The sequence below is a fragment of the Ensifer sp. ENS06 genome (genome assembly GCF_014852205.1).
Classification (GTDB): domain Bacteria; phylum Pseudomonadota; class Alphaproteobacteria; order Rhizobiales; family Rhizobiaceae; genus Ensifer; species Ensifer adhaerens.
Map to the genome: position 1 here is coordinate 148,841 of NZ_JACVBC010000003.1, position 16,213 is coordinate 165,053.

At 64.8% G+C, this 16,213-nt stretch carries 15 protein-coding genes and 1 tRNA gene; 6 read left to right on the plus strand and 10 right to left on the minus strand.

All coding sequences use genetic code 11. The features are described 5' to 3' along the window. Window positions 1-13 precede the first annotated feature (13 nt). The 4 genes from fdhE (at window position 14) to IB279_RS14280 (ending at window position 4,298) form a co-directional block, all read left to right on the plus strand. On the plus strand, window positions 14-925 hold the full coding sequence (gene fdhE / locus IB279_RS14265) for a formate dehydrogenase accessory protein FdhE (protein ID WP_089042972.1): 912 nt from the start codon (window positions 14-16) through the stop codon (window positions 923-925). Next, window positions 925-2,301, plus strand: a complete 1,377-nt coding sequence (gene selA / locus IB279_RS14270; RefSeq protein ID WP_089042971.1) for an L-seryl-tRNA(Sec) selenium transferase — start codon at window positions 925-927, stop codon at window positions 2,299-2,301. The genes fdhE and selA overlap by 1 nt, the downstream gene beginning before the upstream one ends. Further along, window positions 2,298-4,202, plus strand: a complete 1,905-nt coding sequence (gene selB / locus IB279_RS14275; RefSeq protein WP_089042970.1) for a selenocysteine-specific translation elongation factor — start codon at window positions 2,298-2,300, stop codon at window positions 4,200-4,202. Before selA ends, selB begins: the two co-directional genes overlap by 4 nt. After that, window positions 4,203-4,298, plus strand: a tRNA-Sec gene (locus IB279_RS14280). It begins immediately after the preceding gene. 136 nt (window positions 4,299-4,434) lie between these two features. Here the strand turns inward: IB279_RS14280 and IB279_RS14285 are convergent. Continuing rightward, window positions 4,435-4,944: a gluconokinase gene (locus IB279_RS14285; RefSeq protein ID WP_034787499.1), complete on the minus strand. Its 510-nt coding sequence runs from the start codon at window positions 4,942-4,944 to the stop codon at window positions 4,435-4,437. Beyond that, complete coding sequence (locus tag IB279_RS14290; protein ID WP_034787501.1) at window positions 4,941-6,317, minus strand: GntP family permease; 1,377 nt, start codon at window positions 6,315-6,317, stop codon at window positions 4,941-4,943. The genes IB279_RS14285 and IB279_RS14290 overlap by 4 nt, the downstream gene beginning before the upstream one ends. A 282-nt stretch (window positions 6,318-6,599) precedes the next feature. Here IB279_RS14290 and IB279_RS14295 point away from each other — a divergent pair, with 282 nt between their 5' ends. Continuing rightward, window positions 6,600-6,746, plus strand: coding sequence for a hypothetical protein (locus IB279_RS14295; RefSeq protein ID WP_156400696.1), 147 nt, complete (start codon window positions 6,600-6,602; stop codon window positions 6,744-6,746). Window positions 6,747-6,957: 211 nt separating this feature from the next. Here IB279_RS14295 and IB279_RS14300 read toward each other — a convergent pair whose 3' ends face one another. Continuing rightward, on the minus strand, window positions 6,958-7,440 hold the full coding sequence (locus IB279_RS14300; RefSeq protein ID WP_089042969.1) for an isoprenylcysteine carboxylmethyltransferase family protein: 483 nt from the start codon (window positions 7,438-7,440) through the stop codon (window positions 6,958-6,960). A 173-nt stretch (window positions 7,441-7,613) separates the two neighbouring features. Between IB279_RS14300 and IB279_RS14305 the strand changes: the two genes are divergently transcribed. After that, window positions 7,614-8,039, plus strand: coding sequence for an OsmC family protein (locus IB279_RS14305; RefSeq protein ID WP_060604512.1), 426 nt, complete (start codon window positions 7,614-7,616; stop codon window positions 8,037-8,039). A 66-nt stretch (window positions 8,040-8,105) separates the two neighbouring features. Here the strand turns inward: IB279_RS14305 and IB279_RS14310 are convergent, their stop codons facing one another. The 7 genes from IB279_RS14310 to IB279_RS14335 form a co-directional block, all read right to left on the minus strand. Beyond that, a complete protein-coding gene (locus IB279_RS14310; RefSeq protein WP_089042968.1) occupies window positions 8,106-8,486 on the minus strand; it encodes a VOC family protein in 381 nt (126 codons plus the stop codon). Window positions 8,487-8,544: 58 nt separating this feature from the next. Beyond that, complete coding sequence (locus IB279_RS37110) at window positions 8,545-9,105, minus strand: tetratricopeptide repeat protein (RefSeq protein WP_246801946.1); 561 nt, start codon at window positions 9,103-9,105, stop codon at window positions 8,545-8,547. 20 nt (window positions 9,106-9,125) lie between these two features. Then, window positions 9,126-10,274, minus strand: coding sequence for an adenylate/guanylate cyclase domain-containing protein (locus tag IB279_RS14315; RefSeq protein WP_246801947.1), 1,149 nt, complete (start codon window positions 10,272-10,274; stop codon window positions 9,126-9,128). Window positions 10,275-10,396: 122 nt separating this feature from the next. After that, window positions 10,397-11,368, minus strand: coding sequence for an aldo/keto reductase (locus IB279_RS14320; protein WP_060604505.1), 972 nt, complete (start codon window positions 11,366-11,368; stop codon window positions 10,397-10,399). 118 nt (window positions 11,369-11,486) lie between these two features. Further along, window positions 11,487-11,897: a hypothetical protein gene (locus IB279_RS14325; RefSeq protein ID WP_090297111.1), complete on the minus strand. Its 411-nt coding sequence runs from the start codon at window positions 11,895-11,897 to the stop codon at window positions 11,487-11,489. A 501-nt stretch (window positions 11,898-12,398) separates the two neighbouring features. Beyond that, a complete protein-coding gene (locus IB279_RS14330; RefSeq protein WP_034787518.1) occupies window positions 12,399-13,739 on the minus strand; it encodes an HlyD family type I secretion periplasmic adaptor subunit in 1,341 nt (446 codons plus the stop codon). A 6-nt stretch (window positions 13,740-13,745) separates the two neighbouring features. Further along, window positions 13,746-16,211: a type I secretion system permease/ATPase gene (locus tag IB279_RS14335; RefSeq protein WP_192339312.1), complete on the minus strand. Its 2,466-nt coding sequence runs from the start codon at window positions 16,209-16,211 to the stop codon at window positions 13,746-13,748. Window positions 16,212-16,213: the final 2 nt, after the last annotated feature.

The window sequence follows — 16,213 nt, forward strand, 5'->3', positions numbered from 1 at the left end:
CGCCGGAGATGCGATGGCAGAAGACGTACAACCCGATCCCTCCCTCATTGGCGGCGTGCCGAAACCGCCGCTAGCTTTCCTGCCCGAGCCGGTCAAACTGTTCCAGACACGCGCGCGCCGCTTCGCGTTTCTCGCCGAAAGCAACGCGCTTGCGCCGTATCTCGGCTTCCTCGCGGCGCTCTCCAAACTTCAGGCTCGCTTGGTCGTGACCCTTCCGCCCGTCGCGGCGCCCACATCGGCGCGCCTCGCCGAGGCCGCACGCGCCGCCATGCCGCCGTTCGACCGAATGGCGCTTGTCGATGACCCCGGCCTTTCCGCAACCCTCGACGCGCTTCTCGAAGGCGCTGCCGATCTCGCCATGCCCGACCCGGCCCGCCTGGCGCTCGATGCGGTACGCGCAGCAGAGGACGGCGACCGGCACTGGTTGCTCGCCAACATCCTATCGGATCGGGTTCCGGAAGACAGCGCCGCTCCCCATCTCTTCGTCGCGGCCGCGGTGCAGGTGCACATGGCGCGGCTCGCCGCGACGCTCGATGCGGAAGCGCTCGTCCCTGTCGCCCTCGGCATCTGCCCCGCTTGCGGCGGCCGGCCTGCCACTTCGTCCGTGATGGGCACGCAGGGCGTCGAGAACGTCCGCTATGCCGCCTGCGCCTGCTGCGGCACGCAATGGAACGAGGTGCGGGTGAAGTGCCTCTGTTGCGGTTCGACCAAGGGCATCAGCTATCGTTCGGTCGAGACCTCGGAGGCGACGGTAAAGGCTGAGACCTGTCGGGAATGCCATGCCTGGGTCAAGATCTTCTACCAGGTGAAAAATCCGAGCCTGGAGCCGATCGCCGACGACGTCGGCAGCCTTGGCCTCGATATCCTGATGAAGGAGACCGAGTTTCGCCGCGGTGGCTTCAACCCCTATCTCGCGGGGTATTGATGCAGGATTTTCGCGTGCTTCCCTCGGTCGACCAGATGCTGACCTCGCCAGAGGGACTGGCGCTGACGGAAGAACATGGCCGTCTCGCCGTCGTCACCGCCGTCCGCGCCGGGCTTGAGATCGCGCGGGAAAAAATCCGTGCGGGCGACGATGGGGCAACGCTTGCGGCCGACCTACCGCGCCGCGTCGCCGAGGAGCTGGCGGCCGCCGCCCGCTCCGCCCTTCGCCCGCTCATCAACCTCACGGGCACCGTGCTGCACACCAATCTCGGCCGCGCCATCCTGGCCGAAGAAGCCGTCAGCGCCGCAACCGCCGCGATGGCCAACCCGCTGGCGCTGGAGTTCGACCTTGACGGCGGCGGGCGTGGTCAGCGCGACGATCATCTGCGTGGCCTGCTCTGCGAACTGACCGGCGCCGAGGACGCCACAATCGTCAACAACAATGCCGCCGCCGTGCTGATTGCGCTCAATACCCTGGCCGACGGACGCGAGGCGATCGTCTCGCGCGGCGAACTGATCGAAATCGGCGGCGCCTTCCGCATGCCCGACATCATGGCCCGCGCCGGCGCCAGGCTGGTGGAGGTCGGCACCACCAACCGCACCCATCCGCGTGACTATGAGGGCGCGATCGGGCCTGAGACCGGCGTCATCCTCAAGGTCCATACCTCCAACTACCGGATCGAAGGGTTTACCGCCGAGGTGCCGGCGCCAAGACTGGCCGAGATTGCCCGCAAGGCCGGTGTGCCGCTCTTGAACGACCTCGGCTCGGGCTCACTCATCGATCTCTCCATCTTCGGATTGCGACGCGAGCCCACGGTGGCGGAAGCCGTCGCCGAAGGCGCGGATCTCGTCACGTTTTCGGGCGACAAGCTGCTCGGCGGGCCCCAGGCGGGCTTCGTGGTCGGTCGGCGCGATCTCATCGCCGCCATCAACCGCAATCCGCTCAAACGCGCCGTTCGTCTCGACAAGATCCGCATTGCCGCGCTCGAAGCGACACTGAAGCTCTATCGCGATCCCGATCGGCTTAAGGAGCGGCTGCCGACGCTGCGCTTTCTTTCCCGACCGGAGGCCGACATCGGCGCACAGGCGGCCCGTCTCGCTCCGGCAATCGATGCGCTACTCAAGCCGCACGGCTATTCGGCAGCAGCTTGCACGTGCCAGAGCCAGGTCGGCTCCGGCGCCTTGCCGGTCGATACGATCCCGAGCGCCGGCCTGCGGCTGATAGGCAGCGGCGGCGACGCGCCGGAACGGCTTTCCGCACGGCTTCGCGCCCTGCCGATCCCGGTCGTCGGCCATATCCGTGATGGCGCGCTGGTCCTCGATCTGCGTTGCCTGGAAAGCGACGAGATGCTCATCGCGGCCCTGGCAGCACTATGATCGTCGGGACGGCAGGGCATATCGACCACGGCAAGACGGCGTTGGTGAAGGCCCTGACCGGCACGGACGCCGACCGCCTTGCCGAGGAAAAAGCCCGCGGCATCACCATCGACCTCGGTTTTGCCTATGCCGACCTCGGCGGCGGGACGGTCACCGGCTTCGTTGACGTGCCGGGTCATGAGCGGCTGATCCATACGATGCTTGCCGGCGCTGGCGGTATCGATTTCGCGCTGCTGGTGGTCGCAGCCGACGACGGCGTCATGCCGCAGACGCGCGAGCATCTCGCGATCCTCGACCTGCTCGGCATCACCAGAGGTTTCGTCGCGCTCACCAAGGCCGATCTGGCCGGGCCTGAGCGGCGCGCGGAGGTAACCGCGGAGATCCAGACCGCCCTCGCCGGCACCGGTCTGGAAAAGGCGCCCATCCTTGCCGTCTCCGCCCTTACCGGCGAAGGCATCGAGGTCCTGCGCGCGGGGCTCGCCGCCGCCGAAGCGGAAACCGCCGCACGCAACGATGCCGGCCTGCTGCGCTTTGCCGTCGATCGCAGTTTCACGCTTGCGGGCGCCGGCACGGTCGTGACCGGCATGGTGCTCGGCGGCCGTGCGAAGCTCGACGATAGCGTCACGGTCAGTCCGTCCGGCCTGACCGCCCGTATACGCGGGATCCATGCGCAGAACCGGAAAGCAGCGGAGGGGCTTGCCGGCCAACGCTGCGCGCTGAATATCGCCGGCGAACGGGTGACGAAGGACGCGATCCGGCGCGGCGACGTGGTCCTCGCCCCGGCACTGCATGCACCGACGGACCGGATCGACGCGGAGGTCCGCGTGCTTGCCTCGGAGGCCAAGCCGATCGGCATCTGGTTTCCCGCACGCTTGTACACCCATGCGACAGAGGTCGGTGCGCGGATCGTGCCTCTTGCCGGCCCGCTCGATCCCGGGACACAAGGCCTCGTGCAACTGGTCCTCGACCGCCCCATCGCCGCGACCATCGGCGACCGCTTCATCCTGCGCGACACCTCGGCCATCCGGACCATCGGCGGTGGCCGTTTTCTCGATCTGCGCCCGCCGGCGCGAAAGCGTGGCACGCCGGAGCGCCTGGCCTTCCTTACCGCTTCCCGCCACGAGGACCCGGCGGCGGCCCTTTCCGACCTGTCCGACCTGGCACCGATCGAGCTTGCGGCCTTCCTGCGCGACCGTGGCCTGGGCGAGGACACGCTTTCCCGGCTGCTGATTGCCGCCGGGGCGAGGGCCATCGGCGACCACGCGCTCTCGTCCGCAGCAGCGGACGGATTGCGGGCGAACCTGACTGACACACTCACAGCCTTCCACGCAGAAAACCCGGAGCTTGCCGGCATCGGTCGCGAACGGTTGCGGCTCCTGCTCAAACCGCGCCTGCCGACGACAAGCTTCCTCGCGTTCCTCCGAGACGAAGCCGCGGCAGGTCGAATCGGGCTTGACGGCGCCTTCCTGCGCCTGCCGGGCCACGAGCTTCGGCTGTCGCCGGCGGACGAGGACCTGTGGCAGCGGATCCATCCGCACCTCGTCGACGATAGCCGCTTCCGGCCACCGCGCGTGCGCGATTTCGCGGCCCTTCTCAATGCCGACGAGCGCGACATACGGCGCGTGCTGAAGCTCGCCCAGAGGCTCGGGCAGACCCACGAGATCGCGCACGACCATTTCTTCGCCCGCGCGGTCGTTGAGGAGATGGCGGCCATCGTGCTCGATGTGGCGGCACAGGCGGAAGACGGCTGGTTCACCGCGCCCACCTTTCGCGATCGGGTCCACAACGGCCGCAAGGTCGCCATCGAGGTCCTCGATTTCTACGACCGGCTCGGCCTGACCTTGCGCAGGGGAGATCTGCGTCGCATAAATCCCCATCGCAGCGACCTGTTTCAGCGCTGAGGAAGGGAATCGTCTCCGGTGGGACGGCCGGACTTCAAATCCGGTTGGGGCAGCGAGCCTGTCCCGGGTGGGTTCGACCCCCACTCCCCTCCGCCAGCGCTCACGCATTGGAGCTCAGGCTGCGGGATGCGCGGACGTTCAGGGATCGCTTCGCCTTCAATGCGCGATTGCACGCCCCGTCCCCGCCGTACAGCGACTGTCCCCCGATGTGAGAAGCGCAAGCGCGGCTGGGCTAGTTGCCCAGCCCCTGGATGGCAAGATCGACCTGCTCAGCTGTTGGAAGAGCCACGTCGACGACGACGCCATCCTCGTCCGGACCGAGCGGCTCGAGGGTCGCAAGCTGAGTGTCGAGCAGGGAAGCAGGGAAGAAGTGTCCCGCCCGATGCGAGAGCCGGTCGGCCAGCACGGTGCGGTCGCCGTGCACATGCACGAAGCAGACGCGCGGCGCGCCCGTGCGCAGGATGTCGCGATAGGACCGTTTCAGGGCCGAGCACCCGACCACCGAAGGGCTGCCAGCCGCCTCGTCCTTGGCAATTTCTGCGGCCAGCGCCCGCAGCCAGGGTTCACGGTCATTGTCGTCGAGCGGAATGCCCGCGGACATCTTGGCGACGTTCTCCGGCGGGTGAAAGCTGTCGCCCTCGACAAAACGCCAGCCGAGCCTTGCGGCCAGCGCCTCGCCGACAGTGGTCTTCCCGCTGCCGGATACGCCCATCACCACGATATGCTGAAGGTCCTCACTCATAGCAGCCACCATCCCACAAGCGCGAAGGCGAAACCAATCACCCCGAGCAGGGTTTCCATCACCGTCCAGGTCTTGAGCGTCGTCCGCTCATCCATCTGAAGGAAGCGGCCGACGAGCCAGAAGCCGGAATCGTTCACATGGCTCAGCACCGTCGCGCCGCAAGCGATGGCGATCACGAGGAAGCACAGGTCGAAGGGGCTAAGCCCCGTCGTTGCCGCGACCGTTGGAGCGAGAAGGCCCGCCGTCGTCGTCAGTGCCACGGTCGCCGACCCCTGCGCCACACGCAGGGCCGTGGAGATGAGGAAGGCGGCGACGATCAGCGGCATGCCGATCGCCTCGAGGCTGCCGGCGAGCGCCTGGCCGATGCCGCTTGCTCGCAGCACGCCGCCGAACATGCCGCCGGCTCCGGTAACGAGAATGATGCCGCAGATCGGGCCTAGCGCCCCGTCCATCAGCTTTTCCATGTCCTTGAGCGTACGCTCGCCGCTGAGGACCCACATGCCGACGAGCACAGTGATCAGCAGGGCGACGGGCGTCTGCCCGGCCATGCGCAGGATGCTGACCCACAATGCGCCGCCGTCGATCATCTTGGCGGCGGCCAGCGTCGATAGGCCGGTATTGAGGAAGATCAGCACGAGCGGCAGCAGCAGCACCAGCATCACCGTGCCGAAAGACGGGGGCACTTCGTCGTGCGCCGCCTCGTTCGGCGACCCGAGAAGGGTTGGCACCGGCAGTTCGAAGCGTTTGCCTGCCCATAGGCCGAAGAGATAGCCGCCGAGATACCATGTGGGCAGCGCCACGACGAGGCCGACGAGCACGAGCAGGCCGATATCCGCCCCCAGCAATTCGCTGGCGGCCACCGGGCCTGGATGGGGCGGGAGGAATGCGTGCATGACCGCAAAGGCGCCTGCCGAAGGCAGCGCATAAAGCAGAACCGAGCCGCCGAAGCGGCTTGCGACGCTGAAAATGATCGGCAGCATGACCACGAGGCCGGCGTCGAAGAAGATCGGAAAGCCGAACAGCAGCGAGGCGACGCCGAGCGCGAGAGGCGCGCGCTCAGGTCCGAACTGGCCGATCAGCCGATCCGCGAGCACCTGCGCGCCACCGGAGACCTCCAGCATCCGCCCGATCATCGCGCCAAAACCGACGAGCAGCGCCACCGAGGCAAGCGTCGAGCCAAAGCCCTGCAGGAGGGTCGGGACCACGTCCGCGAAGGAGATGCCGGTCACCAGCGCCGTCAAGAGGCTGACCAAAACCAGAGCGACGAAGGCATGCAGGCGCAACCGGAGGATAAGAAAAAGAAGCAGGCCAACGGCTGCCGCCGCGATCAGCAGGAGCGTCGCGGTTCCGTAGGCGGGTTCGATCGAAGTCATGTGTCCTCCTTGTTCCGGAAGTGAGGTCAAGGGCCATATAGTCTATGGCCCTTCACAGCAACCTACCTGAAAGAGGTGGGCACAGGAGATACGGCCGTATGAAGAAGGGCTTGTGGCCTGGCGCTAACGATCGCCTTCGACAGGCGATCGCGCGCTTGAGGCGCGGCGCATTGCCATAGGCACACATCGCCACACGCGCTCGATCATACTCCACCGGGCGTGTTAGGTATGGCAGCAACTCGGCAGCCTCTGTCGTGATCATTCAACTGAAAGGTAGAATAAATGCGCGCTACAATCCTGTTGGCAATGGTTCTCGCCCTCGCCGGATGCTCCCAGACCGGCGGCGGCGGCGGTGGCGGTGGCGGCTACGCCGCCGATTATGAAGCTGGTGACGGCGACTATTATCACGGGATCGTAGCGCCGAGATAAGGCCCGACCTTCTGCACGAAAGACCACCTTTCGTGTTCCAGCGGGATGGACGCTCGTTCAAGTCCATCCCGGCAATACCCCCTAGGCACACCCGCAGCCGCCTCGGCTATGATCAATCGAGGGACTGCCGACTCATCCACCCGAAATCGCGAGTGCTGCGACGAGGCGTCCGGACCCGTTTCATCGCCGCGGAGCATGCCGATTTGTGCAATCAGAGCCAGCGCCTGACGCGCGCCTTGTAGGCCCGATAGACGTCGCCGAACTTGCGCTCGAGATAGGCCTCCTCGCGTGCCACGACGCCATAGCGGATGATAAGGTAGAAAGGCACCAGCAAGATCAGCAGCCACAGGCTGTCGAAGACGATGGAAAAGCCGATCAGGCCGAGAAACATGCCAGTATAGATCGGGTTGCGGGTGAAGCGGTAGGGACCGGCTTCGACAATCGCCGATGTCGGGCGATGGATCTGGATTTCGGTTCCCGCACGCCTGAAGCTCACCGCCGCCCAGATCAAAAGCGCGAGACCGGCGAGAAAAATGATGCCGCCGACGAGGACGTCCGGCACGGTCGCGGGCACGAACGGCAACGGGTAGAGCCGGTCGAGCACGAGGCCACCGCCCACCGACATCACCCAGGCGATCGGCGGATGGATCACGGCGCCGGAACGGTCAGGCGCATTTCCCGTCGTGTCGTTCATCAAAACACCTTTGGCCTGGTTTCCGCGCCGTCCGTTCCCGCACCGATGGCGCTGGCTGCCATTTTAGAGGATGCGGGCCATTTGCGAAAACCCTCCAAGACGCTATGTGAACGGAGGATCATCGGCTCTGTCTGGGTCCGTGATCATGCCATGGCTACAACAGGACGAGACACATGAAAGCACGCGTCAAATGGGTGGAAGACCGGACCTTCGTCGGAGAGTCTGGTAGCGGCCACAAAGTCGTATTGGGAACCGCCTTCGGCGAAGAGGGGCGCACCCCGGGACCGAGCCCGATGGAACTGGTGCTGATCGGCACCGGTGGCTGCTCGGCCTATGACGTCGTGCACATTCTGGAGAAGGGCCGCGAGCCGGTGGAAGACTGCGTCGTCGAACTCGACGCCGACCGCGCCGAGACGGAACCGCGCGTCTTTACCCGCATCCACATGCACTTCATCGTCAAGGGACGCGGACTTGCGGTCAACAAGGTCGAGCGCGCCGTTTCGCTCTCGATCGAGAAATACTGCTCGGCCTCGGCCATGCTCGCCAAGACCGCGACGATCACCCACGATTTCGAAGTGGTCGACACCAGCGCCGGCTGAGAGCCGACCTGGCGCTCGCATCCCCAGCGGTGCGAGCGCATCGACGACCCGCGGGCGCGCGGGTCGCTATCGTCGCGCGGGCTGAAACAGTTCGACAACATTTCGGGAGGGATCGATCAAAAGGATCTGCGCCCCTCCGGGACCGGTGACGATGTCATTGCGGAACATGACGCCGGCACGGCGCAGCCGCTCCACTTCGGCGTTGAGGTCATCGACGAGGAGATGGATGCGGTTCCAGCCGCCCGGCCCCGGCTTCTCGCCGTCCGGCATCGGCCGGCCGGCCGAACTCGTCGGTCCGCTCAGCAGCAGCCGCAGCGCACCGCGCTGCACATCTGCGAAAGCCGGTGCATAGCTCGACAGAAGCGAAAAGCCGAGGTGGGTCGTGTACCAGGCGATCGCCGCCTCGACGTCGTCGACCATGTAGCGGACATTGACTGTTTCCGACATTGCTTTTCCTCCAAGTAAACCCGGCCGGCCGATGCGGCTCCCTCACGCCGTTCCGAACTCACTCCGGCAGTCCGGCCAGCCGCAATCCTTCAACGTAACGCGCAAGCAAGGCCTTATCCCGGTAGGGTGCACGGGAACCGTATCGCTCGATCGAGAATTCCGGATTGAGTTTCAGGAGCTCCGCCGCGGCGCGACGTGCATCCTCAAGGCGCCCGAGTTGCGCGTAGGTCGCCGCCAGCAAACGGTAGGCCGAACCAAGATCGGCCATCTTCTCCAGCAGAGCCAACGCTTCGGTGTACTGGCCGGAGAGATACCTGGCAGCCGCGATGTTCCAGAAATACCAGTCCGGACGACTGGGGTTCAGCCGCAAGGCCAGTTCCCCGATCCTGATCGCGTCCTCCAACAGACCGAGATACCCCAGGGCATCGCAATATTCCGCAAGAAGATCGCAATTGTTCGGCGCCAGTTCGCGCCCACGCTCGTAACAACCGATGGCGCGTTCTGCCTCTCCCCTCCACAAATGGACGACGCCGAGCGCCCAGTGAACATCGGCGTCACAGGGACTGAGCTCCAAAGCCTTGCTTGCCGATGCGAAGGTACTGGCAAGCGTCGCTTCCATGTCGGCACGCTCGTTCCATTTCAGTTTGCGTATATCCAGCCAGGCCAGCCCGAGATATCCGCGGGCGTAGGAGGATCAGCGTCGACCGCGGCCAGGAACATCTCCTTTGCCCGCCTGACCTCATCCGGTTTCAGGCTTTTTTCAATGTGCCGGCCACGCAGATAGAAATCGTAGGCGCTTGATCCTTTGAGCGGCTCGGCGAGAATCCGGTATCGTTCGGCCTCTTCGATTTTGACATTCAAGGCAGCCGGAATGGAACGGGACAACTCGTCCTGGACATCGAACATGTCGACAAGGTCGAAATCGTATTTCTCCGCCCAGATGTGTTCGCCAGTGGCATTGGTCAGACTGGCATTGACCCTGACCCGGTCGGCAGCGCGCCTGACGCTGCCTTCGAGCGTGTAGTAGGTTGTGCGTGCCTGAGGTTGCGGCTCGGGACGCGGCAACCGAACGATCACGTTCAAACCGGAGAACCGCGACAATGCCGCGACGACGTCCTGCGTGATGCCGGCCGCGAAATAATCCTCATCGGGATTGCCGCTCAAATTCGCAAAGCGCGACACATAGAGATGCGTCCGGCTCGACTTGACGGGGGGATTTTCCCGTATCTCCTGTGTCGGTGGCGCCATCAGCGCCGCCCCCTCCGATCCGCCGTCGTCGATGACGATATTGTAGATGTGGACGGGGCGGCCGATGTTCTTCAACGCCTGCGCGCCCGTGTCTTCGAAGCGGATGTCCAGGCGACCGCCCAGCGTGTCGTGAACCGAGGCGGAGACGGATATGCCACCCGGCTTGGCGAGGCTCTCGATGCGCGCCGCCACGTTGACGCCGTCACCGTAAACGTCACCGTCTTCAAACAGGATATCGCCGAGATTGATCCCAATGCGAAATTCGATCCGGCGATCCCGCTGCGTACCCGCGTTCCTCGTCTGCATTCCCCGCTGGATCTCGACCGCGCAGAGAACTGCGTCTTCCACGGCACGGAACTCCATCAGCATGCCGTCACCGATGAGCTTGACGATGCGCCCGTGATGCGCGGCGACCGCGACGTCCCACAGCTCCTGCCGATGAGCCATGAGGGTCGCAAGCGTGCCCTTCTCGTCGAGCTCCATCAGCCGACTATAGCCGACCACGTCCGCGGCCATGATGACGGAGAGCTTTTGTTCCATCGGCGCCCCCAGGCTCCAGCACCCCTATGGATAGCATATCCGGACGGGCGAGGCACTGAAGACGCGGCCACGCAGCCGACAGATCCCTGGGAGCGTCGATGACAGGCGGCGAAACGGCGGCTTCAATCCCGATAGAAGTTGCGCCGCCAGCGGTGGGCGGTCAGTTTCGCCCGCTGCGCATCCGGCAGGCCGGCACCGTCGCCGATGGCGCAGTTGCGCTCGACGTTGCGCACCGAACGCATGCCGGGAATGACCGTCGATACGGCCGGGTGGCTGAGAACGAAGCGCAGCGCCGTCTCGGCCAGTGCGTCGGGCTTGATTTCCAGATCCTCGACGATCTTCTGCGTTCGTTCCTCGACCTCGCGCTTGCGCTCGCCCCGGAAGTAGGTTTCCCGGAAGTCACCCTCGGGAAAGACGGTATCGGCGCGGATCTGGCCGGTCAGACCACCTTCGTCGAGCGCCACGCGGACGATGACGCCGACATTGTGCTTCAGGCACGCGGGCAGCAGTTTTTCTTCCGGCGCCTGCTCGAAGATGTTGTAGATCACCTGCACGCTGTCGACGACGCCGGTCTCGATCAGCCGGAGCGCATTGTCCGGCTCGTAGTCGTTGATCGAAACGCCGAAGAAGCGGATCTTGCCGTCGCGCTTCAGCCGCTCGACAGCCTCCAGCCAGTCGCCGCGGCCTACCCACTCGTCCGACCACACATGGAACTGCTGCACGTCGATCGTCTCGACACCGAGATTGCGCAGGCTCGTCTCGGTGCAGGCGATCACGTGGTCGGCCGGGAAGGTCTGCTCGGCCGGGGTGCCGGCGTGCGCCGGCCATTGCATGTTCTTAGGTGGGATCTTGGTGGCGACATGGATCGTCTCCGACCGCTCGCGCAGCAAGGCGCCGATCAGCTTCTCGCTGTGGCCCTGGCCGTAGCCGAGTGCGGTGTCGATGAAATTGAGGCCGAGGTCGACTGCGCGGTTGAGGGCGCGGGCGGACTCGTCGTCGCGCGCGCCCTGCCAATGGCTCTTGCCGATGCCCCAGGCACCGTAACCGATTTCGGAAATGCGCAGGCCCGTACGGCCGAAGGTTCTGTAGTGCATGGCGCTCTCGCTGGCATTGGGGAAGGAGGACGGGATACCGCCGGTTATCTAGGCTTCAGCGATCGACCGTCAACCGGGAAAATGTCACGGCCACGGCGGCTTTGTTGCCTCATACGTCCTAGGCAAGAAACCAGAAGAAAACGGCCGACAGGAAGATGAAGGCGAGCACGAGCCCCATGAACTGCCGCATGCCCTCGCTCGTATTGTCGCCGAGCAAGGCGACCCAGATCGGCCCGCCGCTGCAGTCTTCGTCGCGCATGTCGCGGATGGAAGCCAGCGCATCGCGACCGACCGCCGGACGGCTGTAGTCGTGCGGCGGCGGCTGCCGGTTGCGATGAGGGGCGAGAGATCCCGAAAGATCCGGCGCCACCAGGCCGCCGTCGCCGGCGTCGACCACGGGAGACAACCGTTCCTGCGTCGTCGACCCGTCGCGGGTCGCGTCTCCTGCCCGCAGGCGCCCTGCGCCATGGTGAAACGCCCAGCGCTGTGGTTTCGACTGCGGATCGGATTTCACGTGCCGGATAGACATCACGCACCTCCACAGGCGTAACCGCTAACCGGGCACTTTGGTTCCGTGCGCGGGCATGCATTGTTGATCACGGGGGCGTGGCGTCGACGAATTCGACACTTGAAGGACGCAATTGCCGGCAGCGTCTGCCGAAAAACAAAAGAGCCCGCCGCGGGAGGAGCGGCAGGCTCTCTAAAAATCGATCAGCAGCCTGGGAGGAGGAGTGGCGCTGATCTCGTGAACGATCCATGGGAGGAGGAGATCGTTCACCGCATCGAAGCTCTGCGGGAGGAGATGCATTGCTTCGATGAGGTGAATATACAGGGTTTCTGCCCAAATCGTAGGCGGATTTTGCGCAAGCCAGCTATGCGCTATGCGCGCAGCGCAATACCGGCGCATCGGTCCAGAGCCGCCGTAAATGCGATCGAACGGCCGGTGATGCCGGCGAAACGCGGGCAGGCGGAAACGGGTTTCACGCCGCCCGTATTCCGACGTCGTAGGCGCTTCTGCCGCGCGAAACCGTCAGTTTTCCATGAAGGCGCGCGCCATGCTGTCGCGGATCGGCTTGGTGAGATAGTCGAAGAAGGTCCGCTCCGCGGTCTGGATCAGAATTTCCGCCGGCATGCCGGGGGTCACGACGAAATTGTGAACTCTTGCAAGCTCGCTTGCCGGAAGGCTGACGCGCGCCAGGTAGACCTCGCGCGTGCCCTCATGCGTCTGCACCGGCAGGGCGTCCGCCGACACGTAGAAGACCTGCCCATTGAGGACCGGCGTCGTGCGCTGGTTCAGCGCGGTCAGCCGCACCGTCGCCTTCTCGCCGACCCGGATATTGTCGACGTCGGTGCGCAGCACCTGCGCCTCGATGATGAGCGGTACATCGGCCGGCAGGATTTCCATGATCGGCTTGCCGCTCTCGATGACGCCGCCGGACGTATGAAAATGCATCCTGATGACCGTGCCGGTCACCGGCGCGTTGATCGTCGCGCGGCGGAGCACATTGGTGGCGCCGCGCAATTGTTCACGCACTGTGTCCAGTTCACCCTCGGCCTTCTGCAATTCGTCGAGCGCAGCCTCTTGGTAGCTCTGTTCGGTCTGGTTGACCTGCTGCTGCTGCTTGAGGATCTGGGACCCGGTCTCCGAGACTTCGGACATCAGACGGCCAATCTGGCCCTCTGCATCGGCGATCGCGCGCTGGATGGTCTTGATCTCCGTCTTGCGGATCAGGTCCTTGGCCAAAAGCGTCTTCTTGCCGATGTATTCCTCCTCGAGCAGGACTCGTTGCTCGCGCACCGATTTCAGCTGCTCCTGAAAACCTTGCGAGCGGAACTCCAGGCTCTCGATATTCCGCTTCAACAGTCCGATATCGCTGTCGAGCTTGCTCCTCCAGGTCTGGAAATTGAGCTCCTGGCTCTGCACGATCGGGACAATCTCAGGATCTTTCTTGACATGCTCCGTGAGAACCGCGGGCAGCACGATCTGCTTCAAACCGTGCGCCTGCGCGGTCAGCCGGGCGACGATCGCCTCCAGCCGCGCCCAGCGCAGAAAATACTGCCTCTCGTTCGCTTGTGCGGCCGTTTCGTCCAGCCGCACCAACGGCTGATCCACGGTTACGCGGTCGCCCTCGCTCACCAGAATATCCTTGATGATCCCGCCTTCGAAGTGCTGGACCACCTTGTTCTGCCCGGTTGCGACAAAGCTGCCCTGGGCGATGATGGCTGCCGCCAGAGGCGCGGTGAAGGCCCAAAGGCCAAAGCCGCCGAAGGTCACGACGATCAGCACCAGGCCGATCATCGTATGCTGCCAGATTGAACGCGGAACCTCTGCGTACCAGGTCAGATCCTGCACTTTGGCCATGTCGCTCATGATCGCCTACGGAAGCTGGTTTTGTTCGAGCGGGTTGCCTTCGGTATTCACCCCACGCGAAGCGAGTGCCTTGAGAACGTCCTGGCGCATGCCGAAGAGCGCCACCGTGCCGTTGACGAGCAGCAGAACCTTGTCGACGCTGTTCAAAAGCGCCGGTCGCTGAGTGATGGTGACAACCGTGATCTTCTCGCGCTTGGCGTGCGTCAGCGCCCGCGTCAGCGCCGCCTCGCCGGCGGTATCGAGATTGGAGTTGGGCTCGTCGAGCACAACCATGCGCGGGTTGCCGAAGAAGGCGCGGGCAAGGGCGACGCGCTGCTTCTGGCCGCCCGATAGAGGCGAGCCGTCCGCGGCCACCACGGTCTCGTATCCGTGCGGCAGCATGGCGATCATGTCGTGAACATCGGCAAGCTTGGCAGCGGCGTAGATGTCGGCGTCGGTGGCATCCTCGCGCATGCGGGCGATGTTGGCCTTGATCGTGCCGGGAAACAGCTGCACATCCTGTGGCAGGTAGCCGATGCTTTCGCCGAACTGCCGCTGGTCCCAGTTTCTCAGGTCCATGAGATCCAGCCGGACGTTGCCCGACGTCGGCAGGATGGATCCAACCAGCATCTTGCCGAGCGTCGTCTTGCCGGCACCGGAACTCCCGATCACGGCAAGCGAATCGCCGGGCTCCAGCGCAAAGGTAATGCCGTTGAGCACCACGCGCTTGGTGCCCTGCGGAACGAAAAGCAGGCGCTCGACATCAAGGCGCCCTTCGGGCCGCGGCAGCTTCAACCGTTCGAAATTGAGCGGTGACGTCTTCAGCAGCGCGGAAATGCGCCCGTAGGCAGCACGCGACTGGATGACCTGGCTCCATCCCTCGATCGCGCCCTCGATAGGTCCAAGCGCGCGGCCCGCGATGATGGAGGCCGCAATCACCATGCCACCGGTGAGCGAGCCATTGAGGGCGAGATGGGCACCCCAACCGAGCATCGTCACCTGCGTCAGGAGGCGCACCGCCTTGGACAGCGACGCAAAGGCAATGTTGCGGTCCTGCGCCATCACCTGGGCCTTGAGCGAACCGGCCATGTCCTTGCCCCAGATGTGCACGGCCTCCGGGATCATCGCCAGTGCGTTGATGATCTGGGAGTTGCGCGACATCGAATCGAGGTGAAGGTTGGCCTTGGTCTGGAAGTTGGTCGCTTCGCCGAACGCCGCAGCCGTCGCTTTCTGGTTCAACAGCGTAACGATGAGGAGGAGAACGGCTGAGGTGACGACGATTATCCCGAGATGCGGATGGATGAGGAAGACCGCCACCAGAAAGAGCGGCGCGATCGGCGCATCGAGAAACGAAAGCAGCGTGCCGGAGACGAGGAAGGAGCGAAGCTGCTGCAGGTCGCCAAGCGTCTGGTACTCGCGCCCGTTGCTATGCAGGGCGGCTCTCGCTGCCGCGCTCAGGATCGGCGCGCCGAGTTGCGCGGCCACCTCCACGGCGGTGCGCATCAGGATCATGCGGCGAATGGCGTCGAAAACCGACTGCAGCAGCACCGCGCCGACGATGATCGCCGTCAGCATCACCAGCGTGTCGACCGAGCGGCTGGTCAGCACCCGGTCCGAAATCTGGAACAGATAGACAGGGATCGAAAGCACGAGGATGTTGGTGACGATCGTAAACAGCATGACGATCATCAGGTTCTGCCGGATCGCCTTGAGACCAGCGCTGAGGCTCGCCGAAAAATCGACCGGGCCAAGGCGCTTGTGGAACACGCCCCCTCCACCGCCTCCGCCGCCGCCCTTGTCGGACGATCCGCCACCTTTGTCGGGCGACCGCGGCTCGGCCTTGATCGGCCCACGGTCGGCTTCGATCACCACCATGCCCGAAGGCGAATATCTCTCCTTCATCTCCGCGGTCGGCCAGGCAACCGGTTTTCCGACCGGCTTTTCGATGCAGGGTTCCGGCTTTGGTTCCTCCTGCAACGGGCGGCGCTCGACCGTCGCCTCGCCGCGCAGAGCCGGCTCGGGTCTGGCCACGGGCTCGGTCTTTGGAGGCCACGGCCGCGACGTGACGTTGACCGTCTCAGCGGCATCCGCCCGTGGCGTTCCCATCTGTGCGCGTGACGCCTGCGCGACCCCGATCGGTGCGGCCGGTGCAGCAGCGCGCGCCGGTGCGAGGCCGGGTGTCGGACCGGTGATCTGTACCGGTCTTGCGGCAACGCCCGATCCGGGAAGAGGCGAAACGGGTGAAGGGGTCCAGTTGCCATCCTCGCCGGCGCCGTTTGCCGCCACTCTTCTTATTTGGTCCGCCACCCCGTCGATCTCCCTAACAGCACGGTCCAGAACGTGTTCCTGATGATTGAGCTTGCGCAGAAGCTGCCGTCGCGCGGCGTCGGCGCCGGATGCTTCCGGCCGTGTTCCGTTTTCCTCCGCACGCGAAGCGGCATCGGCGCCGGTTTCGGCAGACACTGGCCGAGACGGATTGGTGCGGTCGGTCATGA